The sequence below is a fragment of the Sediminimonas qiaohouensis DSM 21189 genome (assembly GCF_000423645.1).
Classification (GTDB): domain Bacteria; phylum Pseudomonadota; class Alphaproteobacteria; order Rhodobacterales; family Rhodobacteraceae; genus Sediminimonas; species Sediminimonas qiaohouensis.
The window spans coordinates 70,486-91,685 of record NZ_AUIJ01000011.1 but is presented as its reverse complement, the minus strand read 5'-3'; the positions used below and the strand labels follow the sequence as shown (position 1 = coordinate 91,685).

The following is a 21,200-nucleotide window of genomic DNA, read 5'->3' as shown; positions in this document are numbered from 1 at the left end:
TTTATTGCTCCAGCAGATCGATATTCTTGAGCTGTGCGGGGTCCACACCGTCCTGCCCGGACGTATCGATTTCCGCCCCTTCACGAAGCTCGGAAACCCGCGCGTCAACGGCGGCGCGCTGCACCTGCTGTTGCAGTTCCTTGCGAACGTCCTCGATGCTCGGCACATCCTTGAGGCGGGTCTCGTTCAGGCGGATCACGTGCCAGCCGAACTGCGTCTTGACCGGATCGGAAATCTCTTCCGGCTCAAGCGACGTTATTGCCTTTTCGAAGTCCGGCACCATTGAGCCGACCCCGAACCAACCCAACTCTCCGCCGCCGGGCCCCGACGGTCCGGTCGAATGCTCGCGCGCCAGCTTGGCAAACTCCTCTCCCTCGCGTGCGCGCTTGACCAGTGCGGCGGCGTCCTCCTCGGTCTCAACCAGGATATGCGACGCGTTCCATTCCTGCTCGGGGTCGGCATTGGCATAGGTTTCTTCATACGCCGCCTGGATCGCGTCTTCGGTCACGGCGCCGCCGACGATGGAATTGACGACCTCGGACGCAAGCAGCGTGCGCTTCTCGTTCTCCAGGGCCATCTCGACGCGCGTCGGCATATCGTCCTCGATTGTCTGCGCCAGCAACGTCTGCTGCACCAGCTGATCCAGGATGCCTTCGAACAGGACATCATCGGGCATCGATTTATACTGGTCCGGCAGGCCGCCGCGGGCGATGATCATCTGGCCAAGCGTGATCTCGGTCCCGTTGACGGTGGCGACGACGGTGTCGGCGGCCGCTTCGCCATCTTGCGCGCTGGCGGGCAAGGCGGCGCAAATTGCGATCGCCACTGCAGACATGAATGTGCGGTGTCCGGTCATTGGTTTGTCCTTGATTTGCACGCATTTCGCGCGCGACGTTGACACTCACGCAGCCTCCCCTTACATCGCGATAGGGCCAAGGTTTGGCTGCATTTCCCGACCGTTGTAGGCGTAGAGGAAAGAGCGGGCAAGCAGATGGCCCGCGCTTGAGCGAAAATACGGGAACGGATTGAACATGCTGGGTTTCTCATCAATCGCCAAAAAGGTCTTCGGCACGCCAAACGACCGCAAGATCAAGGCGACGCGCCCCCTGATCGAAAAGATCAATGCGCTGGAACCCGAGTTCGAGAAGCTCTCGGATGATGGTCTCAAGGAAAAAACCGCTGAGTTCAAACAGCGGCTGAGCGACGGCGAAGACCTCGACGCGCTGCTACCCGAGGCGTTCGCCAACTGCCGCGAGGCCGCGCGCCGCACGTTGGGCCTGCGCGCCTTCGATGTGCAGCTCATGGGCGGCCTCTTCCTGCATCAGGGCAACATCTCGGAGATGAAAACTGGCGAAGGGAAAACGCTGGTCGCCACCTTCCCGGCCTACCTCAACGCGCTGTCGGGCAAGGGCGTGCACATCGTCACCGTTAACGACTACCTCGCCAAGCGCGACGCGGAATGGATGGGGCGTGTCTACGGCGCGCTCGGCCTTGAGACGGGGGTTGTCTATCCCGGACAGGCCGAGGCCGAGAAGAAGGCCGCCTATGCTGCCGACATCACCTATGCCACCAACAACGAGTTGGGCTTCGACTACCTGCGCGACAACATGAAATCCAGCTTGGACGAGATGTTCCAGCGCGGGCACAACTTTGCCATCGTCGACGAGGTGGACAGCATCCTGATCGACGAGGCGCGCACGCCGCTCATCATCTCGGGGCCATCGGACGACCGCAGCGATTTGTATTCGTCCATCGACAACCTGATCCCGAAACTGACCGAAGATCACTTCGTGCTGGACGAAAAACAGCGCACCGTCACCTTCACCGACGAAGGCAACGAGGAGCTTGAGCAGATCCTGCACGAGCAAGGCATTCTGCCCGAAGAGCAATCGCTCTATGACCCCGAAAGCACCACGATCGTCCACCACGTGAACAACGGCCTGAAGGCCCACAAGATGTTCACGCGCGACAAGGATTACATCGTGCGCGATGGACAGGTGGTGCTGATCGACGAGTTTACTGGCCGCATGATGCCCGGCCGGCGCCTTTCGGACGGGTTGCATCAAGCGATCGAGGCCAAGGAAGGCGTCGAAATCCAGCCCGAGAACGTCACCTTGGCGCAGGTGACGTTCCAAAACTATTTCCGCCTTTACAACAAGCTGTCGGGCATGACCGGCACCGCGTTGACCGAGGCCGAGGAATTCGCCGAAATCTACGGTCTGGGCGTGGTCGAGGTGCCCACCAACCGCCCAATTGCCAGGGTGGATGACGACGATGCCGTCTACCGCACCGGCAAGGAAAAACTGGACGCCGTGGTTGAGACCATCCAGGAGGCGCACGCCAAGGGGCAGCCAATTCTCGTTGGCACGACCTCGATCGAGAAATCGGAGATGCTTAGCGATCTGCTGACCAAGGCGGGCGTTGAACACAACGTCCTTAACGCACGCCAGCACGAGAAAGAGGCACAGATCGTCGCCGATGCAGGCAAGCTAGGCGCGGTCACCATCGCCACCAACATGGCCGGGCGCGGCACCGACATTCAGCTTGGCGGTAACGTCGATATGAAAGTCCAGGAGGCGCTGGATGCCGACCCCGACGCCGACCCAAAGGAAACGCGCGACCGGATCGAGGCCGAGCACGCCGACGAAAACACCAAGGTGATAGAGGCTGGCGGCCTGTTCGTTCTGGCCACCGAACGCCACGAAAGCCGCCGGATCGACAACCAGTTGCGCGGCCGCTCGGGCCGTCAGGGCGATCCGGGGCGCAGCGCGTTCTTCCTCAGCCTCGAAGACGATCTGATGCGCATCTTCGGGTCCGAGCGTCTAGACAAGGTGCTGTCCGGCCTCGGCATGAAGGAAGGCGAAGCCATCGTTCACCCGTGGGTGAACAAATCGCTTGAACGGGCGCAGGCCAAGGTCGAAGGGCGCAACTTCGACATCCGCAAGCAGCTGTTGAAGTTCGACGACGTCATGAACGATCAGCGCAAGGTGATCTTCAGCCAACGCCGCGAGATCATGGAAGCCGACGATCTGTCGGAAATCGTGGCCGATATGCGCAGCCAGGTGATTGATGACCTGATCGAGCAGTACATGCCGCCGAAAACGTATGCGGATCAATGGGATACAGAAGGCCTGCATGCCGCCTGCGTTGAAAAGCTGGGCGTAGACGTTCCGGTAGTCGACTGGGCCGCCGAAGAGGGCGTCGATGACGACGCAATCGCCGAGCGGCTAGAAGACGCAACCGAGAAGATGATGGCGGAAAAGGCCGAGGCGTTCGGCCCCGACACCATGCGCCAGATCGAAAAGCAGGTTCTGCTGCAAACCATCGACGGGAAATGGCGCGAACATCTGCTGACGCTGGAGCATCTGCGCAGCGTCGTCGGTTTCCGCGGCTATGCGCAGCGCGATCCGCTCAATGAATACAAGACCGAAGCATTCCAGCTGTTCGAAGGTATGCTCGACAGCCTGCGCGAGGACGTGACGCAAAAGCTGGCTCAGGTGCGCCCCATGACCGAGGCGGAGCAGCAGGAGCTGATCAAGCAGATGCAGGCGCAGCAGGCCGAGCTGGACAAGGCCGCGGAACTTGCGCAGGCCAGCGGCCCGGACGAAACCGCCGGCACCGGCCCCGCCAACCCGGACGCCGCCGAAGGCTTCATCGAGGACGATCCATCGACATGGGGCAACCCCGGCCGGAACGAGCTTTGCCCCTGTGGATCAGGGAAAAAGTTCAAACATTGCCACGGCCGCCTATACTAAGTCATCAAGCCCCCCGCTCCGCGCCGGGGGCTTGATCCACTCACCGCCACCCGTCGCATTGACTCCGCACAGGCGCCACAGTGGCGCCTTTTTTTCTTGTCTATAGTGCCCCCTCACACAACCTCGATGGGGGTCTAGAATGATCAAGCTTTCGCCTTTGATTCTTGTTGGTGGAACCATAACCTCGGCTCTCGGGATCGGGTACGGGGTTCATCAAACCACGAGTAGCGCCCCCGTCCCGCGCGCGCAAATCGCGCAGCAAACCCCGGCGCCGCAACTGGATGGTCCGCGTTTGGCGTTGACGGATATCACCTTCACCATTGCGGCCCCCGATATGGAAACACGGCCCATTGACCCCGTCGCACGGCCCAGTGTCCCACAGCCCATGATCGCGGCCACACCGGATCGCGGCGCCGCCGAGACCGGCAGGGATCAGGAGGATGCCGCCGCCACGTGCGAACCCGATTTCTCGGCCACGGCAGAACCTGCCGCGATGGTTCGGCTGGATCTGTCGGGCCCCTGCCTGAAAGGGCAGACAGTCACCATTCACCACAACGGCATGATGTTCAGCCACACCGTCGGCCCGGATGGCGAGGCGTCCATCTCTGCCCCCGCTTTGGCGGAACAGGCGATCTATATCGTGTCCTTCGGCGATGGAAACGGCGCCGTCGCCCAAACCAAGGTGCCGGACCTATCCGCGCATGAGCGCATCGTGCTTCAATGGCAGGGCGACGATGGCCTGCAGTTGCACGCCTTTGAAAACGGCGCATCCTACGGTGACGATGGTCACATTTGGACCGATGCCGCCGGCGATCCCGATCATGCCCTATCGGGTCTGGGCGGGTTCCTGCGGCACTACGGCGACGCATCAGGCCCCGATGGCCTTCGCGCCGATGTCTACACCTTTGCCAAGGGCGTTCAGTTGTCGGCGGATACCGTGCAAATAAACGCCGAAGTCGAAGTCACCGAAAGCAATTGCGGGTACGAGGTCGCCGGCCAAATGCTTCGGTTGGCACAGGACGCCACGCTCAAATCCCATGACTTGTCGATGGCGATGCCGGATTGCGACGCCACGGGCAGTTTTCTGGTGTTGAAAAACCTGCTGCAAGACCTGAAGATCGCGCGCAACTGATGCGTGGATAATCGGGGCGTTTTACATGAAAATCGCGCGTGCGGCCTTTGTTGCCGCACTGGCCCTTTTCGGGATGGTTGCAATTGCCGCGGCGCAGGACGTACGCCTGTCGTCACGCGATGGCGGAATAGAGATCACCGGCACGCTTCTGGGGTATGACGGACAGTTCTACCGGGTCGAGACCATCTATGGCGAGCTGACGGTTGATGGCACGGGGGTGCTATGCGACGGCCCCGGTTGCCCCAGCCTTGAGGATTTCGTTGCCGAAATCGAGATTTCAGGCGCGCCGACAATGGGGCGGCTTCTGCTGCCGGCGCTGGTTCAGGGGTTCGCGCGGCGCGCCGGTTACGCACTGGATCAGGACGGATCACAGCAGGATTCGGTCACGTATCACCTGTCGGATCAGCAAACCGGCCGCAAGGCGGCGCGGTTCAAGATCCGTTTGTCCAGCAGCGACGAGGGCTTTGCCGATCTGTTGGTGAACCAGGCCGATATCGTGATGTCCCGCCGCGAAGTCCGCGATCAAGAGGCCGCGCGCGCCCGTGCCACGGGGCTGGGCGATCTGCAGGCCACCGGGCAAAGCATTGTGATCGCGCTGGATGCCCTGGTGCCGGTGGTGGCCGAAGACAACCCCCTTGGCGCGATATCGGTTCCCGATCTGGCGCGCGTGTTTTCCGGCGAAATCGATAACTGGTCAGCGCTTGGCGGCCCCGACGCGCCGATCACTCCCCACGTGGGCAACAGCGACGCAGGCGCCAGCCAGGCGGTTGTTGATCTGCTACTGTCCCCGGTGCGCGCGGATCTCGCGCCCGCTGCCGTGACGCATGCCAGCACACAGGCGGTGATCGAGGCGATCGCGTCCGATCCGTTCGGCATGGGATTGGTCAGCCGCGCGACCAATGGCGCCAACGGCGGCACGCGGCAGCTTGACCTGAGCGGCAGTTGCGGCTTCGTCCTCAAGGCAACACGGCGCAGTGTGAAATCCGAGGATTATCCACTGACGGCGCCGATGTTCCTGTACCGCCCGATGCGCCGTTTGCCGCAGGTTGGGCGGGAATTCATGGATTATATTCAAGGCCCCGCCGCGCAACTGGTGATCCGGCGGACCGGGCTGATCGACCTCGCCGCCGAGGAAGTGGGCATCGAAATGCAGGGGATAAGATTGGCCAACGCGATCGCGCAGGCGGGCGAGGAAATCGGCCTGGAGACCCTGCAAGACATGATCGCAACGCTTTCCCCACTCAGGCGGCTGACCACCACGTTTCGGTACAATGCCGGCTCGACGCGGATGGACGCGCAATCAAGGACGAACCTGAGCCAACTTGCCAAGGCGCTTGAGGTGGGGACGTATGACGGGCGCCATATCACATTGGTCGGGTTCACCGACGGCCAAGGCGCCCCGGACGTGAACCGCGCCATGGCGCTGCGCCGCGCCAAACGCGCGCGTCAGGCAATCTGGGATCAGGCCATGACGGCGAACCCCGATCGGGTCACCATAGATGTCCAAAGCTTTGGCGAGGCAATGCCGATGGCCTGCGACGACAGCGCCTGGGGCCGCCGGATCAACCGCCGCGTCGAGGTTTGGGTGCGCTGACCCCGCCCCCTACAGGTACCCCTCTGCGCGAAAGCTGAGCTCGCGCGATTTTCCGATGATCAGGTGATCATGGACGGTGACGCTCAGCGCTTCGGCGGCCGCCTGCACCTGCTGCGTCATCGCGATGTCGGATTGCGAGGGGCTCGGGTCGCCCGATGGGTGATTGTGCACCAGAATCAGCGCGCTGGCATTCACCTCCAGCGCGCGCTTGACCACCTCGCGCGGATAGACTGGCACATGATCGACGGTTCCGCGCGCCTGCTCCTCGTCCGCGATCAGCACGTTCTTGCGGTCCAGGTACAGGATGCGGAACTGTTCGGTATCGCGGTGCGCCATCGTGGTATGACAATAATCCAGCACCGCATCCCAGCCCGAAATCACTGGCCGGTCGATCACCCGCGCCCGGGCAAGGCGATGCGCGGCCGCCTCGACGATCTTGAGTTCCTCGACGATCCGGTCCCCCACGCCATGCACCTCACGCAGCCGCGCGACCGGGGCCGAAAGGACACGGTTGAAATCACCGAATAGGTCGATCAGCGCCCGTGCAACCGGTTTGACATCCTGTCGGGGCACCGCCCGGAACAGGACCAGTTCCAGCATCTCGTAGTCCGGCATCGCCTCGGCGCCGCCCTGCATGAACCTGGCGCGCAGCCGCTTGCGATGATCCGCAACGTATGACGGCAACCGCCCACCGGGCAGCGGCGGCACGATTTGCACCTCGTCGCTGTCGAACAGGGGCAAGGGCCCCTCGGAAAACGCGTTATCACCCGTCATGACGGTAATTTGCGCGCGCTGCATGAACATTCAGTTAACGCAGTTTCGGTCCCGCATCGAACAATGGCGCCGCGATTTCGCGGCGCCATCATCGAGGTCATCCATGCATGCCCGCGGGCCGAATTACCCCTTCATCGAGTCCCAGAAATTCTTGACCGATGAGAAAAAGCTCTTGGATTCCGGGTTGTTATCCTCGGATAGGTCCGCAAACTCGCGCAGCAGCTCTTTTTGCCGCGATGTCAGGTTCACCGGGGTTTCCACGGCCAGTTCAATGAACATGTCGCCATATCCGCCGCCGCGTAGCGCCGGCATGCCCTTGCCGCGCAGGCGCATTTGCCGGCCCGATTGGCTTCCGGCCGGAATTTTTACGCGCGACCGCCCGCCGTCGATGGTGGGCACTTCGATATCGCCGCCAAGCGCGGCCGCGGTCATCGACACTGGCACGCGGCAAAACAGGTTGTTGCCGTCGCGCTCGAACAAGTCATGCGGCGCCACGTCAATGAAAATGTACAGATCGCCCGTCGGGCCGCCGCGCATGCCGGCCTCGCCCTCGCCGGCGAGGCGAATGCGCGTGCCCGTTTCCACGCCGGCCGGCACGTTGATCGACAGGGCACGGTCCTTTTCGACGCGCCCCTGCCCGGCACATACCTTGCACGGGTTCTGGATGATCTGGCCCAGCCCGCCGCAGGTGGGACAAGTGCGTTCAACGGTGAAGAAGCCCTGCTGCGCGCGCACTTTGCCCATCCCCGAACAAGTCGGGCACATCGTGGGCTCCGATCCGCTTTCCGCGCCGGAGCCGTCGCAGGCGTCGCAGGCCACCGATGTGGGCACGCGGATCATCTTGGACAGGCCCGAATAGGCCTCTTCAAGCGTCACGCTCAGGTTATAGCGCAGGTCAGAGCCGCGCGCCGCACGACCACGGCCGCCGCCGCGTCCGCCGCCCATGAAATCGCCGAACAGGTCGTCGAACACATCCGAGAACGCCGAGGCGAAATCGCCCTGGCCGCCGCCCATGCCGCCGGGGCGTGGGCCGCCGCCGCCACCGCCCATGCCGCCTTCGAATGCAGCATGGCCGAACCGGTCGTACGCCGCCTTCTTCTCGGGATCCTTCAGAACCTCGTAGGCCTCGTTGGCCTCTTTGAACTGGGTTTCGGATTCCGGGTTGTCGGCGTTGCGATCCGGATGCAGTTCCTTGGCCTTCTTGCGATAGGCCTTCTTGATCTCATCAGCAGAGGCGCCTTTGGAGACGCCAAGCACATCGTAGAAATCACGTTTTGCCATTGGGTGTCCCCCTATCAGGAACGTGTCGGGCCGGCCCGGCCAAGCGGACCGGCCCCCAGCGGTTCCAACGCGCGTTTACGAGCGCTTGTCGTCGTCGAGGTCCTCGAAGTCAGCATCGACGATGTCATCGTCATCGCCACCCTTGGCCTGCTCGTCCGAAGCCTCGGGGGCCTCTTCGCCTTCCTCGGCGCTGGCCTTGTAGATCGCTTCACCCAGCTTCATGGCCGCTTCGGTCACGTTCTGGATGCCACTGTTGATCTTCTCGGCGGTGACATCTTCCTTCTCGAGGTCATCCTTGAGCGCCGAAATCGCCAACTCGATCGCCTCGACAGTGGTCGGATCGACCTTATCGGAATGCTCTTCAAGCGACTTCTCGGTCGAGTGGATCAGGCTCTCGGCCTGGTTCCGCGCGTCCACGAGGGCACGGCGTGCCTTGTCGGCCTCGGCGTTTTCCTCGGCGTCCTTGACCATTTGGTCGATGTCTTCCTCGGACAAGCCACCCGATGCCTGGATGGTGATCTTCTGCTCCTTGTTCGTGCCCTTGTCCTTGGCGGACACGTTCACGATACCGTTGGCGTCGATGTCGAAGGTCACTTCGATCTGCGGCATGCCGCGCGGTGCGGGCGGGATGTCCTCAAGGTTGAACTGGCCAAGCATCTTGTTGTCGCTGGCCATCTCACGCTCGCCCTGGAAGACGCGGATCGTCACGGCCGACTGGTTGTCCTCGGCGGTCGAGAAGACTTGGCTCTTCTTGGTGGGGATGGTGGTGTTGCGGTCGATCAAACGAGTGAACACACCGCCCAGCGTCTCGATACCAAGGCTCAGCGGCGTCACGTCCAGAAGCACAACGTCCTTCACATCGCCCTGCAGAACGCCGGCCTGAATGGCGGCGCCCATGGCAACCACCTCGTCCGGGTTCACACCCTTGTGGGGCTCTTTGCCGAAGAACTTGGTCACTTCTTCCATGACCTTGGGCATGCGGGTCATACCGCCGACCAGGACCACCTCGTCGATATCGTCCTTGGTCATGCCCGCATCCTTGAGCGCGGCCTGACAAGGCTTCATCGACGATTTGATAAGATCCGAGACCAGGCTTTCCAGCTTGGCGCGCGTCAGCTTGACAACCATGTGCAGCGGCTGGCCGGTCGCGCTATCCATCGAGATGAACGGCTGGTTGATCTCGGTCTGGCTGGAGCTGGACAGCTCGATCTTGGCCTTTTCCGCGGCTTCCTTGAGACGCTGCAGCGCCATCTTGTCCTGCGTCAGGTCAACGCCGTGTTCCTTTTTGAACTCGTCGGCAAGGTAGTTGACGATGCGCATATCAAAGTCTTCACCGCCAAGGAACGTGTCCCCGTTGGTGGATTTCACTTCGAACAGGCCATCGTCGATCTCGAGGATGGTCACGTCGAAGGTGCCGCCACCAAGGTCATAGACCGCGATGGTGTGGCTGTTTTCCTTGTCCAGACCATAGGCCAGCGCGGCCGCGGTCGGTTCGTTGATGATACGCAGAACCTCAAGGCCGGCGATCTTGCCGGCGTCCTTGGTGGCCTGGCGCTGTGCGTCGTTGAAATAGGCCGGCACGGTGATGACGGCCTGCGTCACCTCTTCGCCAAGGTAGGATTCGGCGGTTTCCTTCATCTTGCCGAGGATGAAGGCGGAAATCTGCGAGGGGCTGTACTTGTCGCCCTTGGCTTCGACCCATGCGTCGCCATTGCCGCCGTCAATCACGTTGAACGGCATGTTCTTCTTGTCTTTGGCCAGATCCGGGTCATCCACGCGGCGGCCAACCAGGCGCTTGACGCCAAAGATGGTGTTGGTTGGGTTTGTGACCGCCTGCCGCTTGGCCGGCTGGCCTACAAGGCGCTCGTCATCCGTGAATGCCACGATCGACGGCGTGGTCCGGGCGCCTTCGGCGTTTTCGATAACGCGGGCCTGACTGCCGTCCATGATGGCGATGCAGCTGTTGGTGGTACCAAGGTCAATACCGATGACTTTTGACATGATTTTCGATCCCTTCTTTCGTCAAGGCGATTACACGAGGCGCAGACCCATTTTGGCATCTGGCCCCGATCCGGTTTGCGGCGTCCGAGGGGTCGTCCGCCGCCTTTCGAGGGGTATATAAGGAGGGGTCAGGCACGCTGCAAGCGCCGCGGTCCGGCAAGTCGCATGAATTTGGCCTATTTCCGTCAATGAAACCAGCAGCAGAGGATCACATGACGCAACCGACGCTCTCCATCCGCGGCATAGACATGTTTCAGGGTTACCTCGATCCGCAGGCGCAGGTATCCCTTCTCGACGATCTGCGGGACGTGATCCGGCAGGCGCCGCTGTTTTCCCCCGTCACGCCCGGAGGCCGGCAGATGAGCGTGCGCATGACATCGGCGGGGCGCTACGGCTGGGTGACAGACAGTCGCGGCTACCGCTATGAGCGGCGCCACCCCGACGGGGGCGATTGGCCCCCCATTCCCGACCCGGTCCTGGCGATGTGGAGCGACCTGGTCAGCACCGAGCGCGATCCCGATTGCTGCCTTGTCAACTTCTACGGCGAAGGCGCGCGCATGGGCCTCCACCAGGATCGGGACGAGGCGGATTTCGGATGGCCGGTGCTCTCGCTCTCGCTTGGGGACGAGGGGCTATTTCGCGTCGGCAACACCACGCGCGGCGGCAAAACGGAATCGGTTTGGCTCCGCTCGGGGGACGTGTTGCGCATGGGCGGCGAGGCGCGCCTGATCTACCACGGCATCGACCGGATCAAACCCGGAAGCAGCACCTTGTTGCCGCGCGGGGGACGCATCAACCTGACCTTGCGCGTCGTAGATTAAGTGTTATTGCCGGGCCGACCAGCTAAGCGAGGCGCGCCGCCGGGTATAGAACTCGCCCATCAACCCGATCATCAGAAACGCGAGCCCGACATAAAGCGGATACTCGACCGAGCTGTTGCGCGGCAGGTAGTTGATGAAGGTAAAACCGCGGCACTGGTCAATGGTATGAAATAGCGGGTTCCAATCGAACATCGCCAGCATCGTCGGCGGTAGCGTGTTGGCGACGAACATCTTGCCGCTGGCGATCATGTTGGCACGTTGGTAAATCGTGGTGATGATCCCCACGAAGGTCGGGAACCAAGGCTTGAGCGCCAAGAGCACCAGCCCAATCGCAAGCCCCGTGAACCACGACAGCAGCACCATGCCGAAGGCCGGGATAGGTTGCTGAATCTCGAACGGGTGAAATCCAACATGATAGATGAACAAGATCGCGAACAGCGACAGAACCTGGATATACAGCGCACCCAGCGACGCCGAGGCAATCGCGACAATCGTGTTCATCGGTGCATGTTTCATCATCGGAGACGCCGGCCCCTCTGACCCGACGACCGCGCCAAGCGTCTTGTTGTGTGTCATGAACAGGAAAATCCCCGACATGATATAGAGCAGGAAATCCCCCCGCAGCGCCGCGCCACGCAGCCCCAGAACCGTAAACATCACGTAAAACACCGCCACCAGGATGACCATCTGCAACATGTTCAGCAGAATGGACATCAGCGCATTGCCATGCGTCTTGCGGATATTACGCACGATGCCGTGGTAAACCAGTTCGCCAAAGACCACGACCGAGGTCAGCCCTGACCGGCGTGTCGATTGTTGAAACATCGCCTCAATGCTCCGCTGTGTGTTGGGCGGTTACCACGGAATTCTTGCCGTTCCGTTGCCACCGTACCATAAGGGAGCCGTGCGCGATTATCAATAAATCCACCCGCGACGGTAATAGGTATCGGGAGAAACACAGCTTGGACTATGAACGACTAACGGCCGAGATGCGCCGCCTTGCATTGGAAGCAGGCGACAAGATCATGGAAATTTATGACGCCGACAATTTTGATGTGAAGGTCAAATCCGACGAAAGCCCGGTCACCACGGCCGATGAAGCGGCCGATGCGCTCATCTCGGCGGGTCTGCGGGCGGCCTTTCCCGATACGCCGCTTGTGACCGAGGAACAGGCCGCCTCGCATCTGCAATCTGCCGCGACCTTCCTGATTGTCGATCCACTGGACGGCACCAAGGAGTTCATCCACCGGCGCGGAGATTTCACCGTCAACATCGCCTATGTTGAAAACGGCGCACCCACCCGCGGCGTGGTCTACGCACCGGCGCGCAACCGCATGTTCCTGACCCTGGCCGATGGCACCAGCGTTGAAGAGACCGGCGATTTCGACAAGGCCCGGATTGGACCAACCCGTGCGATAAAGACGTCCGAGCCGGACAACACCGCGCTTATGGTGGTCGCCAGCAAATCGCACCGCGATCAGCCAACCGACGACTATATCGGTCAATACGCCGTCAAGGACATGACCAGCGCGGGATCGTCCCTGAAGTTCTGCCTCATCGCGACCGGCGAGGCTGACCTCTATCCGCGCCTGGGCCGCACGATGGAATGGGACACCGCAGCGGGCCATGCCGTGTTGAACGGCGCGGGCGGGCGCGTCGTCCGCTTCGATGATCATGCGCCGCTCAGCTACGGCAAGCCGGGGTTTGAGAATCCCTTTTTCATCGCCCACTCTCCGGGCGTCGCGTTGAAGCCCGCGCCATGAGCGTCCTCGTCGTCATCCCCGCGCGCTATGCCTCCAGCCGCTACCCCGGCAAACCATTGGCCATGCTGCGCGGAGCCAGCGGCGTCAACCGAAGCTTGATCGAGCGGTCGTGGGATGCGGCCTGTGATGTAGACGGGGTGGATCGGGTGGTCGTCGCGACGGATGATGAGCGTATCCGCGACGCCGCCACGGCCTTTGGCGCCGAGGTGGTGATGACGCCATCCACCTGCGCAAATGGGACCGAACGATGCGCCGCCGCGCATGAGGCGCTTGACGGCAACTTTGATATTATCGTGAATTTACAAGGGGATGCCCCCCTGACGCCGCCGTGGTTTATCCAGGATTTGATCGAGGGGCTGGAGGCTGACCCGGTCGCACAGGTTGCGACGCCTGTGCTCCAATGTGACGGTCGGGCCTTGAACGGGTTTCTCGAGGATCGCCGCGCTGGTCGGGTTGGCGGTACTACGTCGGTATTCGGTCGGTATTGTCACGCGCTTTATTTCTCCAAGGAAGTCGTGCCGTTTACCACGCGCACCTATGGGCCGGATGACGCTACGCCGATCTATCATCACGTCGGCGCCTATGCCTACCGCGCGGATGCACTGGCGGATTATGCCGCGCGCCACCCCGGCCCGCTGGAAGAGCTGGAAGGGTTGGAGCAGCTCCGTTTCCTGGAATATGACATCGCGATCCTTTGCGTCGAGGTCGCCGCGCGCGGGCGGCAGTTTTGGGAGCTCAACAACCCCGAGGACATCCCGCGTATCGAACAGATGATGAGCGAGATGGGAATGGAATGACCCACTCCACGGTCAGCGTGGTCGTCGTCAGCCGGGACCGTCCCGATTGCCTGCGGCTGTGCCTGATCGCGCTGGCGCGGCTGAAGTACCCCGCTTACGAGGTTGTCGTGGTCGCCGATGCTTCCGGCCTTGAGGCGGTGCAGACCTTGCCGTTTGCCGAACAGATCATCCAGGTTCGTTGCGACATCGCGAACATCTCGTATGCGCGCAACCTTGGCATTGCGGCGGCTGCGGGGCGCGTGGTGGCGTTTATCGACGATGACGCCGTGGCCGAACCGCGGTGGCTGGAGCATCTCGCGGCGCCGTTCAGCGACCCACAGGTCACTGCCGTCGGGGGCTACGTGCGCGGGCGCAACGGGATCAGCTTTCAGTGGAAAGCGCGCGCCGTGGATCAAAGCGGGCGGTCCTGGCCCTTGGACCTGCCGGGAACGGCGCCCTGCGCGCCGACGCCTCCCGAAGGCATGGCGGTACGAACCGAGGGCACGAACATGGCGATTGCGCGCGATGTCTTGGCGGGGCTTGGCGGTTTCGATCCGGCGTATCGCTTCTATCTGGATGAGACGGACCTGAACATGCGCCTTGCCGCCGCCGGTTACCGCACGATGATTGCGCCCCTCGCACAGGTGCATCACGCCTCGGCCCCCTCCGCGCAGCGGGGCAAGGGGCGGGCCTTGCGGGCGCTTGATGAAGTGGGCGCGTCGATGGCGGTTTTCCTGCGCCGCCACAGCCCGCCCAAAGACCATGCGCGGCACTTTGATCGCTTTCGCGAGGAGCAGCGCCGCCGCGTCCTTGGCCGGATGGTGAGCGGCGCAGCCGAGCCGCGCGATGTTGCGCGGTTGATGGCCAGCCTTGAAAGAGGGATAGCCGAGGGAAGCGAGCGGAGCCTGGATGATCCACGCCCCTCCCTGACACCGCCTGCGCGGCCGTTTGCGGCGTTCGACACGCAAGCCAACGGGAAAGCGGCATTCCTGTCGGGCCGCATCTGGAACGCGGGGCCGCTGCGGCGACACGCCGTCGAATTGGCCAATGACGGGGTAACTGTGACGCTACTGCTGCTCTCACATACGACGCTGTTTCACCACGTGAGGTTTCGCGAGCAGGGGTATTGGGAACAACGCGGGGGCCTGTTTGGAAAAAGCGAAAGGAGTGATCCGCTTTTCTCTCCCTGGAGTATGTCAAAACGAAGCGCCCGCGAGAAGGAACGCGTATCCCTTCTGCGTTGATTTCTTGGCAATCTGTCCTTAAACGATGGGGAATATTATGGACTCACGCGGTGTTATATACGCAACGTGAGAAAAAGCGCGCGAGACAAATGCCGGGCTGCGCATTTCCCGGTTTTGAGAGACGATTTACAAGCTGTTCCAGCAGCGCCGAGCAGACATAGGGGTCTTCATGAAAAAGAAGGTGACAAAGGCGGTCTTTCCTGTTGCGGGGTTGGGCACCCGCTTCTTGCCCGCCACGAAATCCATCCCCAAGGAAATCATGACCCTGGTCGATCGCCCCCTGATCCAGTACGCGATCGACGAAGCGCGCGCCGCTGGCATCAAGGAGTTTATTTTCGTCACCTCGCGCGGCAAAAACGCGCTTGAGGATTATTTCGATCATGCTCCGCAATTGGAGCAGGAGCTGCGCAAAAAGGGCAAGACCGAGCTTCTTGAATCACTCAAGATGACCAACATGGAAAGCGGCGCGATCGCCTATGTTCGGCAACACAAGGCGATGGGCCTGGGCCATGCCGTGTGGTGCGCACGCAACATGATTTCCAACGAGCCTTTCGCGGTCATTTTGCCCGATGACGTCATCGCAGCCGAAAAGCCGTGCCTGCAACAGATGGTCGAAGCCTATGCCGAAAACGGCGGCAACATGGTCGCCGCGATGGAGGTGCCCGAAGACAAGGCATCGGCCTACGGCATTCTGGACCCGGGCGAAAAGAACGGGCCGCTGGTGTCCGTGAACGGCATGGTGGAAAAACCCGCGCCGGGCACGCAGCCGTCGAACTTCGCGGTGATCGGGCGCTATATCCTGACGCCCAACATATTGAAGAACCTCAACAAGATCAAAAGTGGCGCCGGCGGCGAAGTGCAATTGACCGATGCCATCGCACGCCAGATCGGCACGGATGATCCCGTGCGCGGATACCTCTTTGACGGAAAACGCTATGACTGCGGCTCCAAATCCGGGTTCTTGCAGGCGACGGTGGCGTTCGGGCTGGCGCGCGAGGACTTGCGCGAGGATCTGGATCACTATCTGAAAGAACTGTACGCTGGCGCGGCGGCGGCAACGTAATACGAAGAAAATTCAAGGGGTCGCGTTTGGCGCATGTTCTGGTCACCGGCGGTGCGGGGTATATCGGATCGCACGCTTGCAAAGCGCTCAAGGCAGCCGGGTATATCCCCGTTACCTACGATAACCTGAGCACGGGGTGGCAGGACGCGGTCAAGTTCGGGCCGTTCGAGCGGGGCGATCTGCTTGACCGCGGTCGCCTTGACGAGGTGTTGGCGAAGTATCAGCCAATCGCGGTCATGCATTTCGCGGCGCTCAGCCAAGTCGGCGAAAGCATGGCGCATCCCGATCTTTATTGGCGCAACAACGCCGCCGGATCGCTTTGCCTGATCGAGGCGGCGGTTGCGGCGGGGTGTCTGAACATCGTGTTTTCGTCGACCTGCGCAACATATGGGGACCACGACAACGTGGTTCTTGACGAAAGCACCCCGCAACAGCCGATCAATGCCTACGGGGCCAGCAAGCGCGCGATCGAGGACATGCTGCGCGATTTCGGCGTGGCCCACGGTATCAACGCCGTGATCTTTCGCTACTTCAACGTGGCGGGGGCCGATCCCGACGCCGAGGTGGGCGAATTCCACCGCCCCGAGACACATCTTGTTCCCGTCATCCTTGACGCGATCGAGGGCAAGCGCCCCGCGCTGACCATTTTCGGCACCGATTACGACACGCCCGATGGCACTTGCATTCGCGACTACGTGCATGTTTGCGACCTTGTGGATGCGCATGTTCTGGGGCTGGAATGGCTGCTTGAGGGCAAGGGGAGCCGGGTTTTCAACCTTGGCACCGGGCACGGGTTTTCGGTGCGCGAGGTGATGAATGAGGCGCAGCGCGTGACACAGCGCGAGGTGCCCCATAGCGAAGGCCTACGGCGCGCGGGCGATTGCACCAAGCTGGTATCCGGGTCCACCCGCGCCGAGGCGGAGCTTGGGTGGCGCCCTCAGCGGTCAACCCTGTCGCGGATGATCGCGGATGCGTGGCGGTGGCACCAGAGCGGGCATTATGACGCGTGAGAACGCACCGCCGCGTTTGCTTGATGTGACGCGACTGATACGACGCGCGGGGCGCGTTCCAACGGGGGTTGACCGGGTCGAGCTGGCTTATCTGCGCCAGTTTGTTGCGCTTGAGTCGCCGGTTTTCGCAATCGCGCGCAGCGCGTATGGCTATGCCCTTCTTGACCGGAAAGGGATGGTGGGCCTGCTGGACCGGCTTGAGGCGCGACACGGCTGGGGGGCGGTGGATACCCTATCGCGCCTGGCGCGTGGGATTTCACCCGAGCGGCGTAGGGCCGAGGCCGATCTGCGCCGCCTGTCCATTGCGCGGTGCCTGCCGGTGGGGCTGCAACGGATGCTGCGGCGGCATTTCACCGGCGGGGCGAGCTATTTCAACGTGAGCCATTCGAACCTGAGCGCGCGCGTTTTATCGGCCATGCGGAATGGCGCCGGGGCATCGGTGTCCGTGATGATCCACGACACGATCCCGCTTGATTTTCCGCAGTATCAGCGGCCCGAGACGCCTGCGGCTTTCTTGGTGATGCTGCGCCGCGTTCAAGCACATGCCGATGTCATCCTGTGCAATTCGGCGCAAACTGAGCGCGATGTCATCCGGCACATGCAAGGGCACGGTCCCATGCCGCGCACGAAGGTGGCGCATCTGGGGGTTGATGTGCCGCCCACCGATCCAAGCGCTCACCTGCCCCCGCAGATCGACCAAAGCAGGCCTTGGTTTTGCACAGTCGGGACGGTCGAGCCGCGCAAGAACCATGCCCTCCTTCTGGACCTGTGGGAGGAGATGGCGCGCACGCTCCCCCAATCGGATATGCCGCAGTTGGTCATCTGCGGCGCGCGCGGGTGGCTGAACGAGGACGTGTTTGCGCGCCTCGATGCGATAGGCGAAAACGAGAATGTGCATGAGATACCGGGCCTGGATGACAAGACCCTTGCCGAGGTTCTGCGCCGCTCCGCCGGTATGCTGTTTCCAAGCGTGGCCGAGGGGTATGGCCTGCCTCCGGCAGAGGCGGCGGCACTTGGAGTTCCCGTGATCTGTACGCCACTATCCGTATACCACGAAATCCTTGGTGACATTCCCATTTACCTAAGCCTACAGGATCGGTATCTTTGGAAGACAAGAATAATTGGGCTGACAGCCGAATATTGGGCAGGAAAATCGGCAGGCATGCGCAGACACGCCTTTCAACCGCCGACGTGGGACTCGCATTTCAAGATCGTATTTACGGTTGCGTGATACACCCCGCCTGAACCGGAAATCGGGCTGTCTGGGTGAAGGGAAACGTATTGGGTGCCTGGCAGTCATATCGCCTCAGGCTAAAGCGTCGGCGCTTTTTGTTTCGCGCCATCCGAAAACGGCGCGAATTGCGGCCCGTGACAAACCGCACCAAGCGGATCAAACCCGGCGATATCCTGTTGTTCTCGACCCAGCGGAACGAGGCGATCCGGCTTCCTTATTTCCTGAAATACTACCGCGACATGGGGGTGAACCATTTCCTGATCGTGGATAACGACAGCACCGATGGATCGGTCGATTACCTGGCGGATCAAAAGGATGTCTCGCTCTGGACAACACCGCGCAGCTACAAGCGGTCCCGATTTGGGGTGGATTGGCTGAACTGGTTGCAGATGCGTTATGCGCACGGACATTGGACGCTGGTCGTGGACCCTGACGAGTTCTTTGTTTACCCGTTCTGCGACACCCGTCCGATCAGGGCGCTGACGGATTGGCTGGATGCGTCATCGATCAAATCGTTTAGTGCGATGCTGCTCGATATGTACCCCAAGGGCAGGATCGATGCGCAACCCTACAGGGCCGGGCAGGACCCCCTGGAAATCGCAAGCTGGTTCGACTCGGGGAATTATTCAATCCAGAAGAACGGCCTGTTCGGGAACCTGTGGATACAGGGCGGCCCCCGGTCACGGGTGTTCTTCAAGGACATGCCAGAGCGGGCGCCGGCCCTGAACAAGATCCCGCTGGTCAAGTGGAACCGGCGCTATGCGTATGTGAGTTCGACGCATATGCTGCTGCCGCGCGGCCTGAACCAGGTGTACGACGAATGGGGCGGCGAAAAAGCCAGTGGCGCGCTGTTGCACACCAAGTTTTTAGACACTTTCACGGTCAAGGCCATGGAAGAACTCAAGCGCAAGCAGCACTACGCGGCCAGCATGGAATACCGGACCTATGCCAGCCAACTGCAGAAAGACCCGGACCTGTGGTGCAAATGGTCCGAGAAATACATCAACTGGCGCCAGCTTGAGATTCTCGGGCTCATGTCCAAGGGGAACTGGGCATGAGCGTGGGGATCGTCATGCTGGTGCACACCGCGCTTGGCCGCGCGGAACAGGTGGCGCGGCACTGGCATGCGGCCGGGTGCCCCGTTGTCATCCATATTGACGCCTCCGTGCCGGGCAAGACGCATGATGCATTTGTCTCGGCGCTTGCGGATTTGCCGGATATCACCTTTTGCCGACGTCACCGGTGCGAATGGGGGACCTGGGGCATCGTGGCTGCGACGCAAGATGCCTCACAGCAGATGCTGTCGGAGTTTCCCGAGGTCACGCATGTTTACCTGGCTTCGGGGTCTTGCCTGCCGCTGCGCCCGGTGCAGGAATTGATCGACTACCTGAAGGCACGCCCGCGCACCGATTTTATCGAGAGCGCAACAACGGCCGATGTTCCCTGGACGGTGGGGGGGCTGGACCACGAACGGTTTACGCTGCGGTTTCCGTTCAGTTGGCGAAAACATCGCTATCTGTTCGACAAGTATGTCGAGTTGCAGCGCAAGATCGGGTTCAAGCGCCGGATACCCGACGGCCTCGTTCCGCATATGGGAAGTCAATGGTGGTGCCTGACGCGGAGAACGCTTTCGGCGATCCTGCAAGATCCCAAACGCCCCGCATATGATCGGTATTTCAAACGGGTCTGGATCCCTGACGAATGCTATTTCCAGACGCTGGCGCGGCTATATGCCCTGAACATCGAAAGCCGGTCCTTGACCCTGTCGAAGTTCGATTTCCAGGGGAAGCCGCATATTTTCTACGACGATCACCTGCAATTGCTGCGGCGCTCCGACTGTTTTGTCGCGCGCAAGATCTGGGCGCATGCCGACCGCCTGTATCGTGCCTTCCTGACCGATAGCGAAGGCGCCATGAACCGGACAGAGCCAAACCCCGGCAAGATCGATCGCATATTCGCCAAGGCCGTTGAACGCCGCACGCGCGGGCGTCCGGGCCTTTATATGCAAAGCCGTTTCCCCAACGAGGGGTGGGAGAACGGCAAGACGGCGGGGCAATACTCGGTCTTTCAGGGGTTTGCGGAGCTGTTCGAGAATTTCGCACCGTGGCTGGCGCGGGCGACGGGCACGCGGGTGCACGGCCACCTGTTCGCGCCCGAGCGCGCCGAGTTCGCGGACCGGCAATCCGTTGTGAACGGCGCGCTGTCGGACAATGCCGTCTTGCGCGATTATAACCCCAGGGCATTCTTGGGAAGCCTGATCTGGAACACCAGGGGCGAGCGGCAGTGTTTCAGTTTGGGGCCACGCGACAACCAGGCGATCAACTGGGACATCGCCAAGGATCCGAATGCGCAGATTTCCGTGATCAGCGGCGCCTGGGCCGTGCCGTTGTTCCAATCGAACCGCGATTTCGCCGACATCCGCAAGGAAGCGGCCCTGCTGCAAAAGATCGAGAGCGATTTCCTGGACGTGCTGCATTCGCCCTATGTGAAGGCGCGTATTCGCATCTGGACGATGGCCGAGTTCATCGAATCCCCGATGGAGCCGCTACAGACGATCATCGACGAGATAACCCAGAAAACCACGCGGCGCCTGTCCGAAGCGCCGCATATGGCGGATCTGTCGGGGTTCGGGCAGTTTCTGCAAAACCTCAAGAACCAGGGGATGCACCCGCATCTGATGGGCGATTTCCCGGTCACACAGGGCGCCATGCCGCGCAACGGGCAGTCGCCGAAACCGTATCTCGTAAGATGA

17 protein-coding genes are annotated in these 21,200 nt (G+C 61.6%); 12 read left to right on the top strand and 5 right to left on the bottom strand.

Annotated features, from left to right (window positions below):
• Position 1 precedes the first annotated feature (1 nt).
• Positions 2 to 856, bottom strand: coding sequence for a peptidylprolyl isomerase (locus tag G568_RS0110905; RefSeq protein WP_026758069.1), 855 nt, complete (start codon positions 854 to 856; stop codon positions 2 to 4).
• A 175-nt stretch (positions 857 to 1,031) separates the two neighbouring features.
• On the opposite strand from G568_RS0110905, the gene secA reads away from it, so the two are divergent.
• From secA to G568_RS0110885, 3 genes are all read left to right on the top strand, one after another.
• The gene (gene secA / locus G568_RS0110895) at positions 1,032 to 3,755 is read left to right on the top strand and encodes a preprotein translocase subunit SecA (RefSeq protein WP_026758068.1); all 2,724 of its coding nucleotides are present in this window, start codon (positions 1,032 to 1,034) and stop codon (positions 3,753 to 3,755) included.
• 385 nt (positions 3,756 to 4,140) lie between these two features.
• A complete protein-coding gene (locus G568_RS0110890) occupies positions 4,141 to 4,887 on the top strand; it encodes a hypothetical protein (protein WP_211222252.1) in 747 nt (248 codons plus the stop codon).
• Between the two features lie 25 nt (positions 4,888 to 4,912).
• Positions 4,913 to 6,481 carry a substrate-binding domain-containing protein gene (locus G568_RS0110885; protein ID WP_026758066.1) on the top strand — a complete coding sequence of 523 codons (1,569 nt, stop codon included), beginning with the start codon at positions 4,913 to 4,915 and terminating at the stop codon, positions 6,479 to 6,481.
• Positions 6,482 to 6,490: 9 nt separating this feature from the next.
• Here the strand turns inward: G568_RS0110885 and radC are convergent, their stop codons facing one another.
• The 3 genes from radC to dnaK all read right to left on the bottom strand — a co-directional run bounded on the left by radC (position 6,491) and on the right by dnaK (position 10,537).
• Positions 6,491 to 7,255, bottom strand: coding sequence for a RadC family protein (radC, locus tag G568_RS0110880; protein ID WP_026758065.1), 765 nt, complete (start codon positions 7,253 to 7,255; stop codon positions 6,491 to 6,493).
• Positions 7,256 to 7,378: 123 nt separating this feature from the next.
• Positions 7,379 to 8,536, bottom strand: coding sequence for a molecular chaperone DnaJ (dnaJ, locus tag G568_RS0110875; protein ID WP_026758064.1), 1,158 nt, complete (start codon positions 8,534 to 8,536; stop codon positions 7,379 to 7,381).
• Between the two features lie 75 nt (positions 8,537 to 8,611).
• Positions 8,612 to 10,537 (bottom strand): molecular chaperone DnaK, encoded by a 1,926-nt coding sequence (gene dnaK / locus G568_RS0110870; protein WP_026758063.1) that lies wholly within the window; start codon positions 10,535 to 10,537, stop codon positions 8,612 to 8,614.
• A 212-nt stretch (positions 10,538 to 10,749) separates the two neighbouring features.
• Here dnaK and G568_RS0110865 point away from each other — a divergent pair, with 212 nt between their 5' ends.
• The gene (locus G568_RS0110865; protein WP_026758062.1) at positions 10,750 to 11,358 is read left to right on the top strand and encodes an alpha-ketoglutarate-dependent dioxygenase AlkB family protein; all 609 of its coding nucleotides are present in this window, start codon (positions 10,750 to 10,752) and stop codon (positions 11,356 to 11,358) included.
• Positions 11,359 to 11,361: 3 nt separating this feature from the next.
• On the opposite strand, the gene G568_RS0110860 is transcribed toward G568_RS0110865, so the two are convergent.
• Positions 11,362 to 12,183: an ABC transporter permease gene (locus tag G568_RS0110860; protein WP_026758061.1), complete on the bottom strand. Its 822-nt coding sequence runs from the start codon at positions 12,181 to 12,183 to the stop codon at positions 11,362 to 11,364.
• 137 nt (positions 12,184 to 12,320) lie between these two features.
• Here G568_RS0110860 and cysQ point away from each other — a divergent pair, with 137 nt between their 5' ends.
• The 8 genes from cysQ (at position 12,321) to G568_RS0110820 (ending at position 21,200) form a co-directional block, all read left to right on the top strand.
• Positions 12,321 to 13,121: a 3'(2'),5'-bisphosphate nucleotidase CysQ gene (gene cysQ, locus G568_RS0110855; RefSeq protein WP_026758060.1), complete on the top strand. Its 801-nt coding sequence runs from the start codon at positions 12,321 to 12,323 to the stop codon at positions 13,119 to 13,121.
• Positions 13,118 to 13,918, top strand: a complete 801-nt coding sequence (locus G568_RS0110850; RefSeq protein WP_026758059.1) for a 3-deoxy-manno-octulosonate cytidylyltransferase — start codon at positions 13,118 to 13,120, stop codon at positions 13,916 to 13,918. The genes cysQ and G568_RS0110850 overlap by 4 nt, the downstream gene beginning before the upstream one ends.
• Positions 13,915 to 15,141 carry a glycosyltransferase family 2 protein gene (locus G568_RS0110845; protein ID WP_026758058.1) on the top strand — a complete coding sequence of 409 codons (1,227 nt, stop codon included), beginning with the start codon at positions 13,915 to 13,917 and terminating at the stop codon, positions 15,139 to 15,141. Before G568_RS0110850 ends, G568_RS0110845 begins: the two co-directional genes overlap by 4 nt.
• A 169-nt stretch (positions 15,142 to 15,310) precedes the next feature.
• On the top strand, positions 15,311 to 16,204 hold the full coding sequence (gene galU / locus G568_RS0110840; RefSeq protein WP_026758057.1) for a UTP--glucose-1-phosphate uridylyltransferase GalU: 894 nt from the start codon (positions 15,311 to 15,313) through the stop codon (positions 16,202 to 16,204).
• A gap of 26 nt (positions 16,205 to 16,230) precedes the next feature.
• Positions 16,231 to 17,214, top strand: a complete 984-nt coding sequence (gene galE, locus G568_RS0110835; protein ID WP_026758056.1) for a UDP-glucose 4-epimerase GalE — start codon at positions 16,231 to 16,233, stop codon at positions 17,212 to 17,214.
• Complete coding sequence (locus G568_RS0110830) at positions 17,204 to 18,445, top strand: glycosyltransferase family 4 protein (RefSeq protein ID WP_037374026.1); 1,242 nt, start codon at positions 17,204 to 17,206, stop codon at positions 18,443 to 18,445. Before galE ends, G568_RS0110830 begins: the two co-directional genes overlap by 11 nt.
• Positions 18,446 to 18,495: 50 nt before the next feature.
• Positions 18,496 to 19,506 (top strand): glycosyltransferase family 2 protein, encoded by a 1,011-nt coding sequence (locus tag G568_RS0110825; protein ID WP_026758054.1) that lies wholly within the window; start codon positions 18,496 to 18,498, stop codon positions 19,504 to 19,506.
• Entirely contained in the window at positions 19,503 to 21,200 is a 1,698-nt protein-coding gene (locus tag G568_RS0110820; protein WP_026758053.1) for a DUF5927 domain-containing protein, read from the top strand. The genes G568_RS0110825 and G568_RS0110820 overlap by 4 nt, the downstream gene beginning before the upstream one ends.

Coding starts and splice junctions, on each gene's coding strand:
- G568_RS0110905 (WP_026758069.1), bottom strand. CDS start 856: ATGACCGGACACCGCACATTCATGTCTGCAGTGGCGATCGCAATTTGC.
- secA (WP_026758068.1), top strand. CDS start 1,032: ATGCTGGGTTTCTCATCAATCGCCAAAAAGGTCTTCGGCACGCCAAAC.
- G568_RS0110890 (WP_211222252.1), top strand. CDS start 4,141: ATGATCGCGGCCACACCGGATCGCGGCGCCGCCGAGACCGGCAGGGAT.
- G568_RS0110885 (WP_026758066.1), top strand. CDS start 4,913: ATGAAAATCGCGCGTGCGGCCTTTGTTGCCGCACTGGCCCTTTTCGGG.
- radC (WP_026758065.1), bottom strand. CDS start 7,255: ATGACGGGTGATAACGCGTTTTCCGAGGGGCCCTTGCCCCTGTTCGAC.
- dnaJ (WP_026758064.1), bottom strand. CDS start 8,536: ATGGCAAAACGTGATTTCTACGATGTGCTTGGCGTCTCCAAAGGCGCC.
- dnaK (WP_026758063.1), bottom strand. CDS start 10,537: ATGTCAAAAGTCATCGGTATTGACCTTGGTACCACCAACAGCTGCATC.
- G568_RS0110865 (WP_026758062.1), top strand. CDS start 10,750: ATGACGCAACCGACGCTCTCCATCCGCGGCATAGACATGTTTCAGGGT.
- G568_RS0110860 (WP_026758061.1), bottom strand. CDS start 12,183: ATGTTTCAACAATCGACACGCCGGTCAGGGCTGACCTCGGTCGTGGTC.
- G568_RS0110850 (WP_026758059.1), top strand. CDS start 13,118: ATGAGCGTCCTCGTCGTCATCCCCGCGCGCTATGCCTCCAGCCGCTAC.
- G568_RS0110845 (WP_026758058.1), top strand. CDS start 13,915: ATGACCCACTCCACGGTCAGCGTGGTCGTCGTCAGCCGGGACCGTCCC.
- galU (WP_026758057.1), top strand. CDS start 15,311: ATGAAAAAGAAGGTGACAAAGGCGGTCTTTCCTGTTGCGGGGTTGGGC.
- G568_RS0110830 (WP_037374026.1), top strand. CDS start 17,204: ATGACGCGTGAGAACGCACCGCCGCGTTTGCTTGATGTGACGCGACTG.
- G568_RS0110820 (WP_026758053.1), top strand. CDS start 19,503: ATGAGCGTGGGGATCGTCATGCTGGTGCACACCGCGCTTGGCCGCGCG.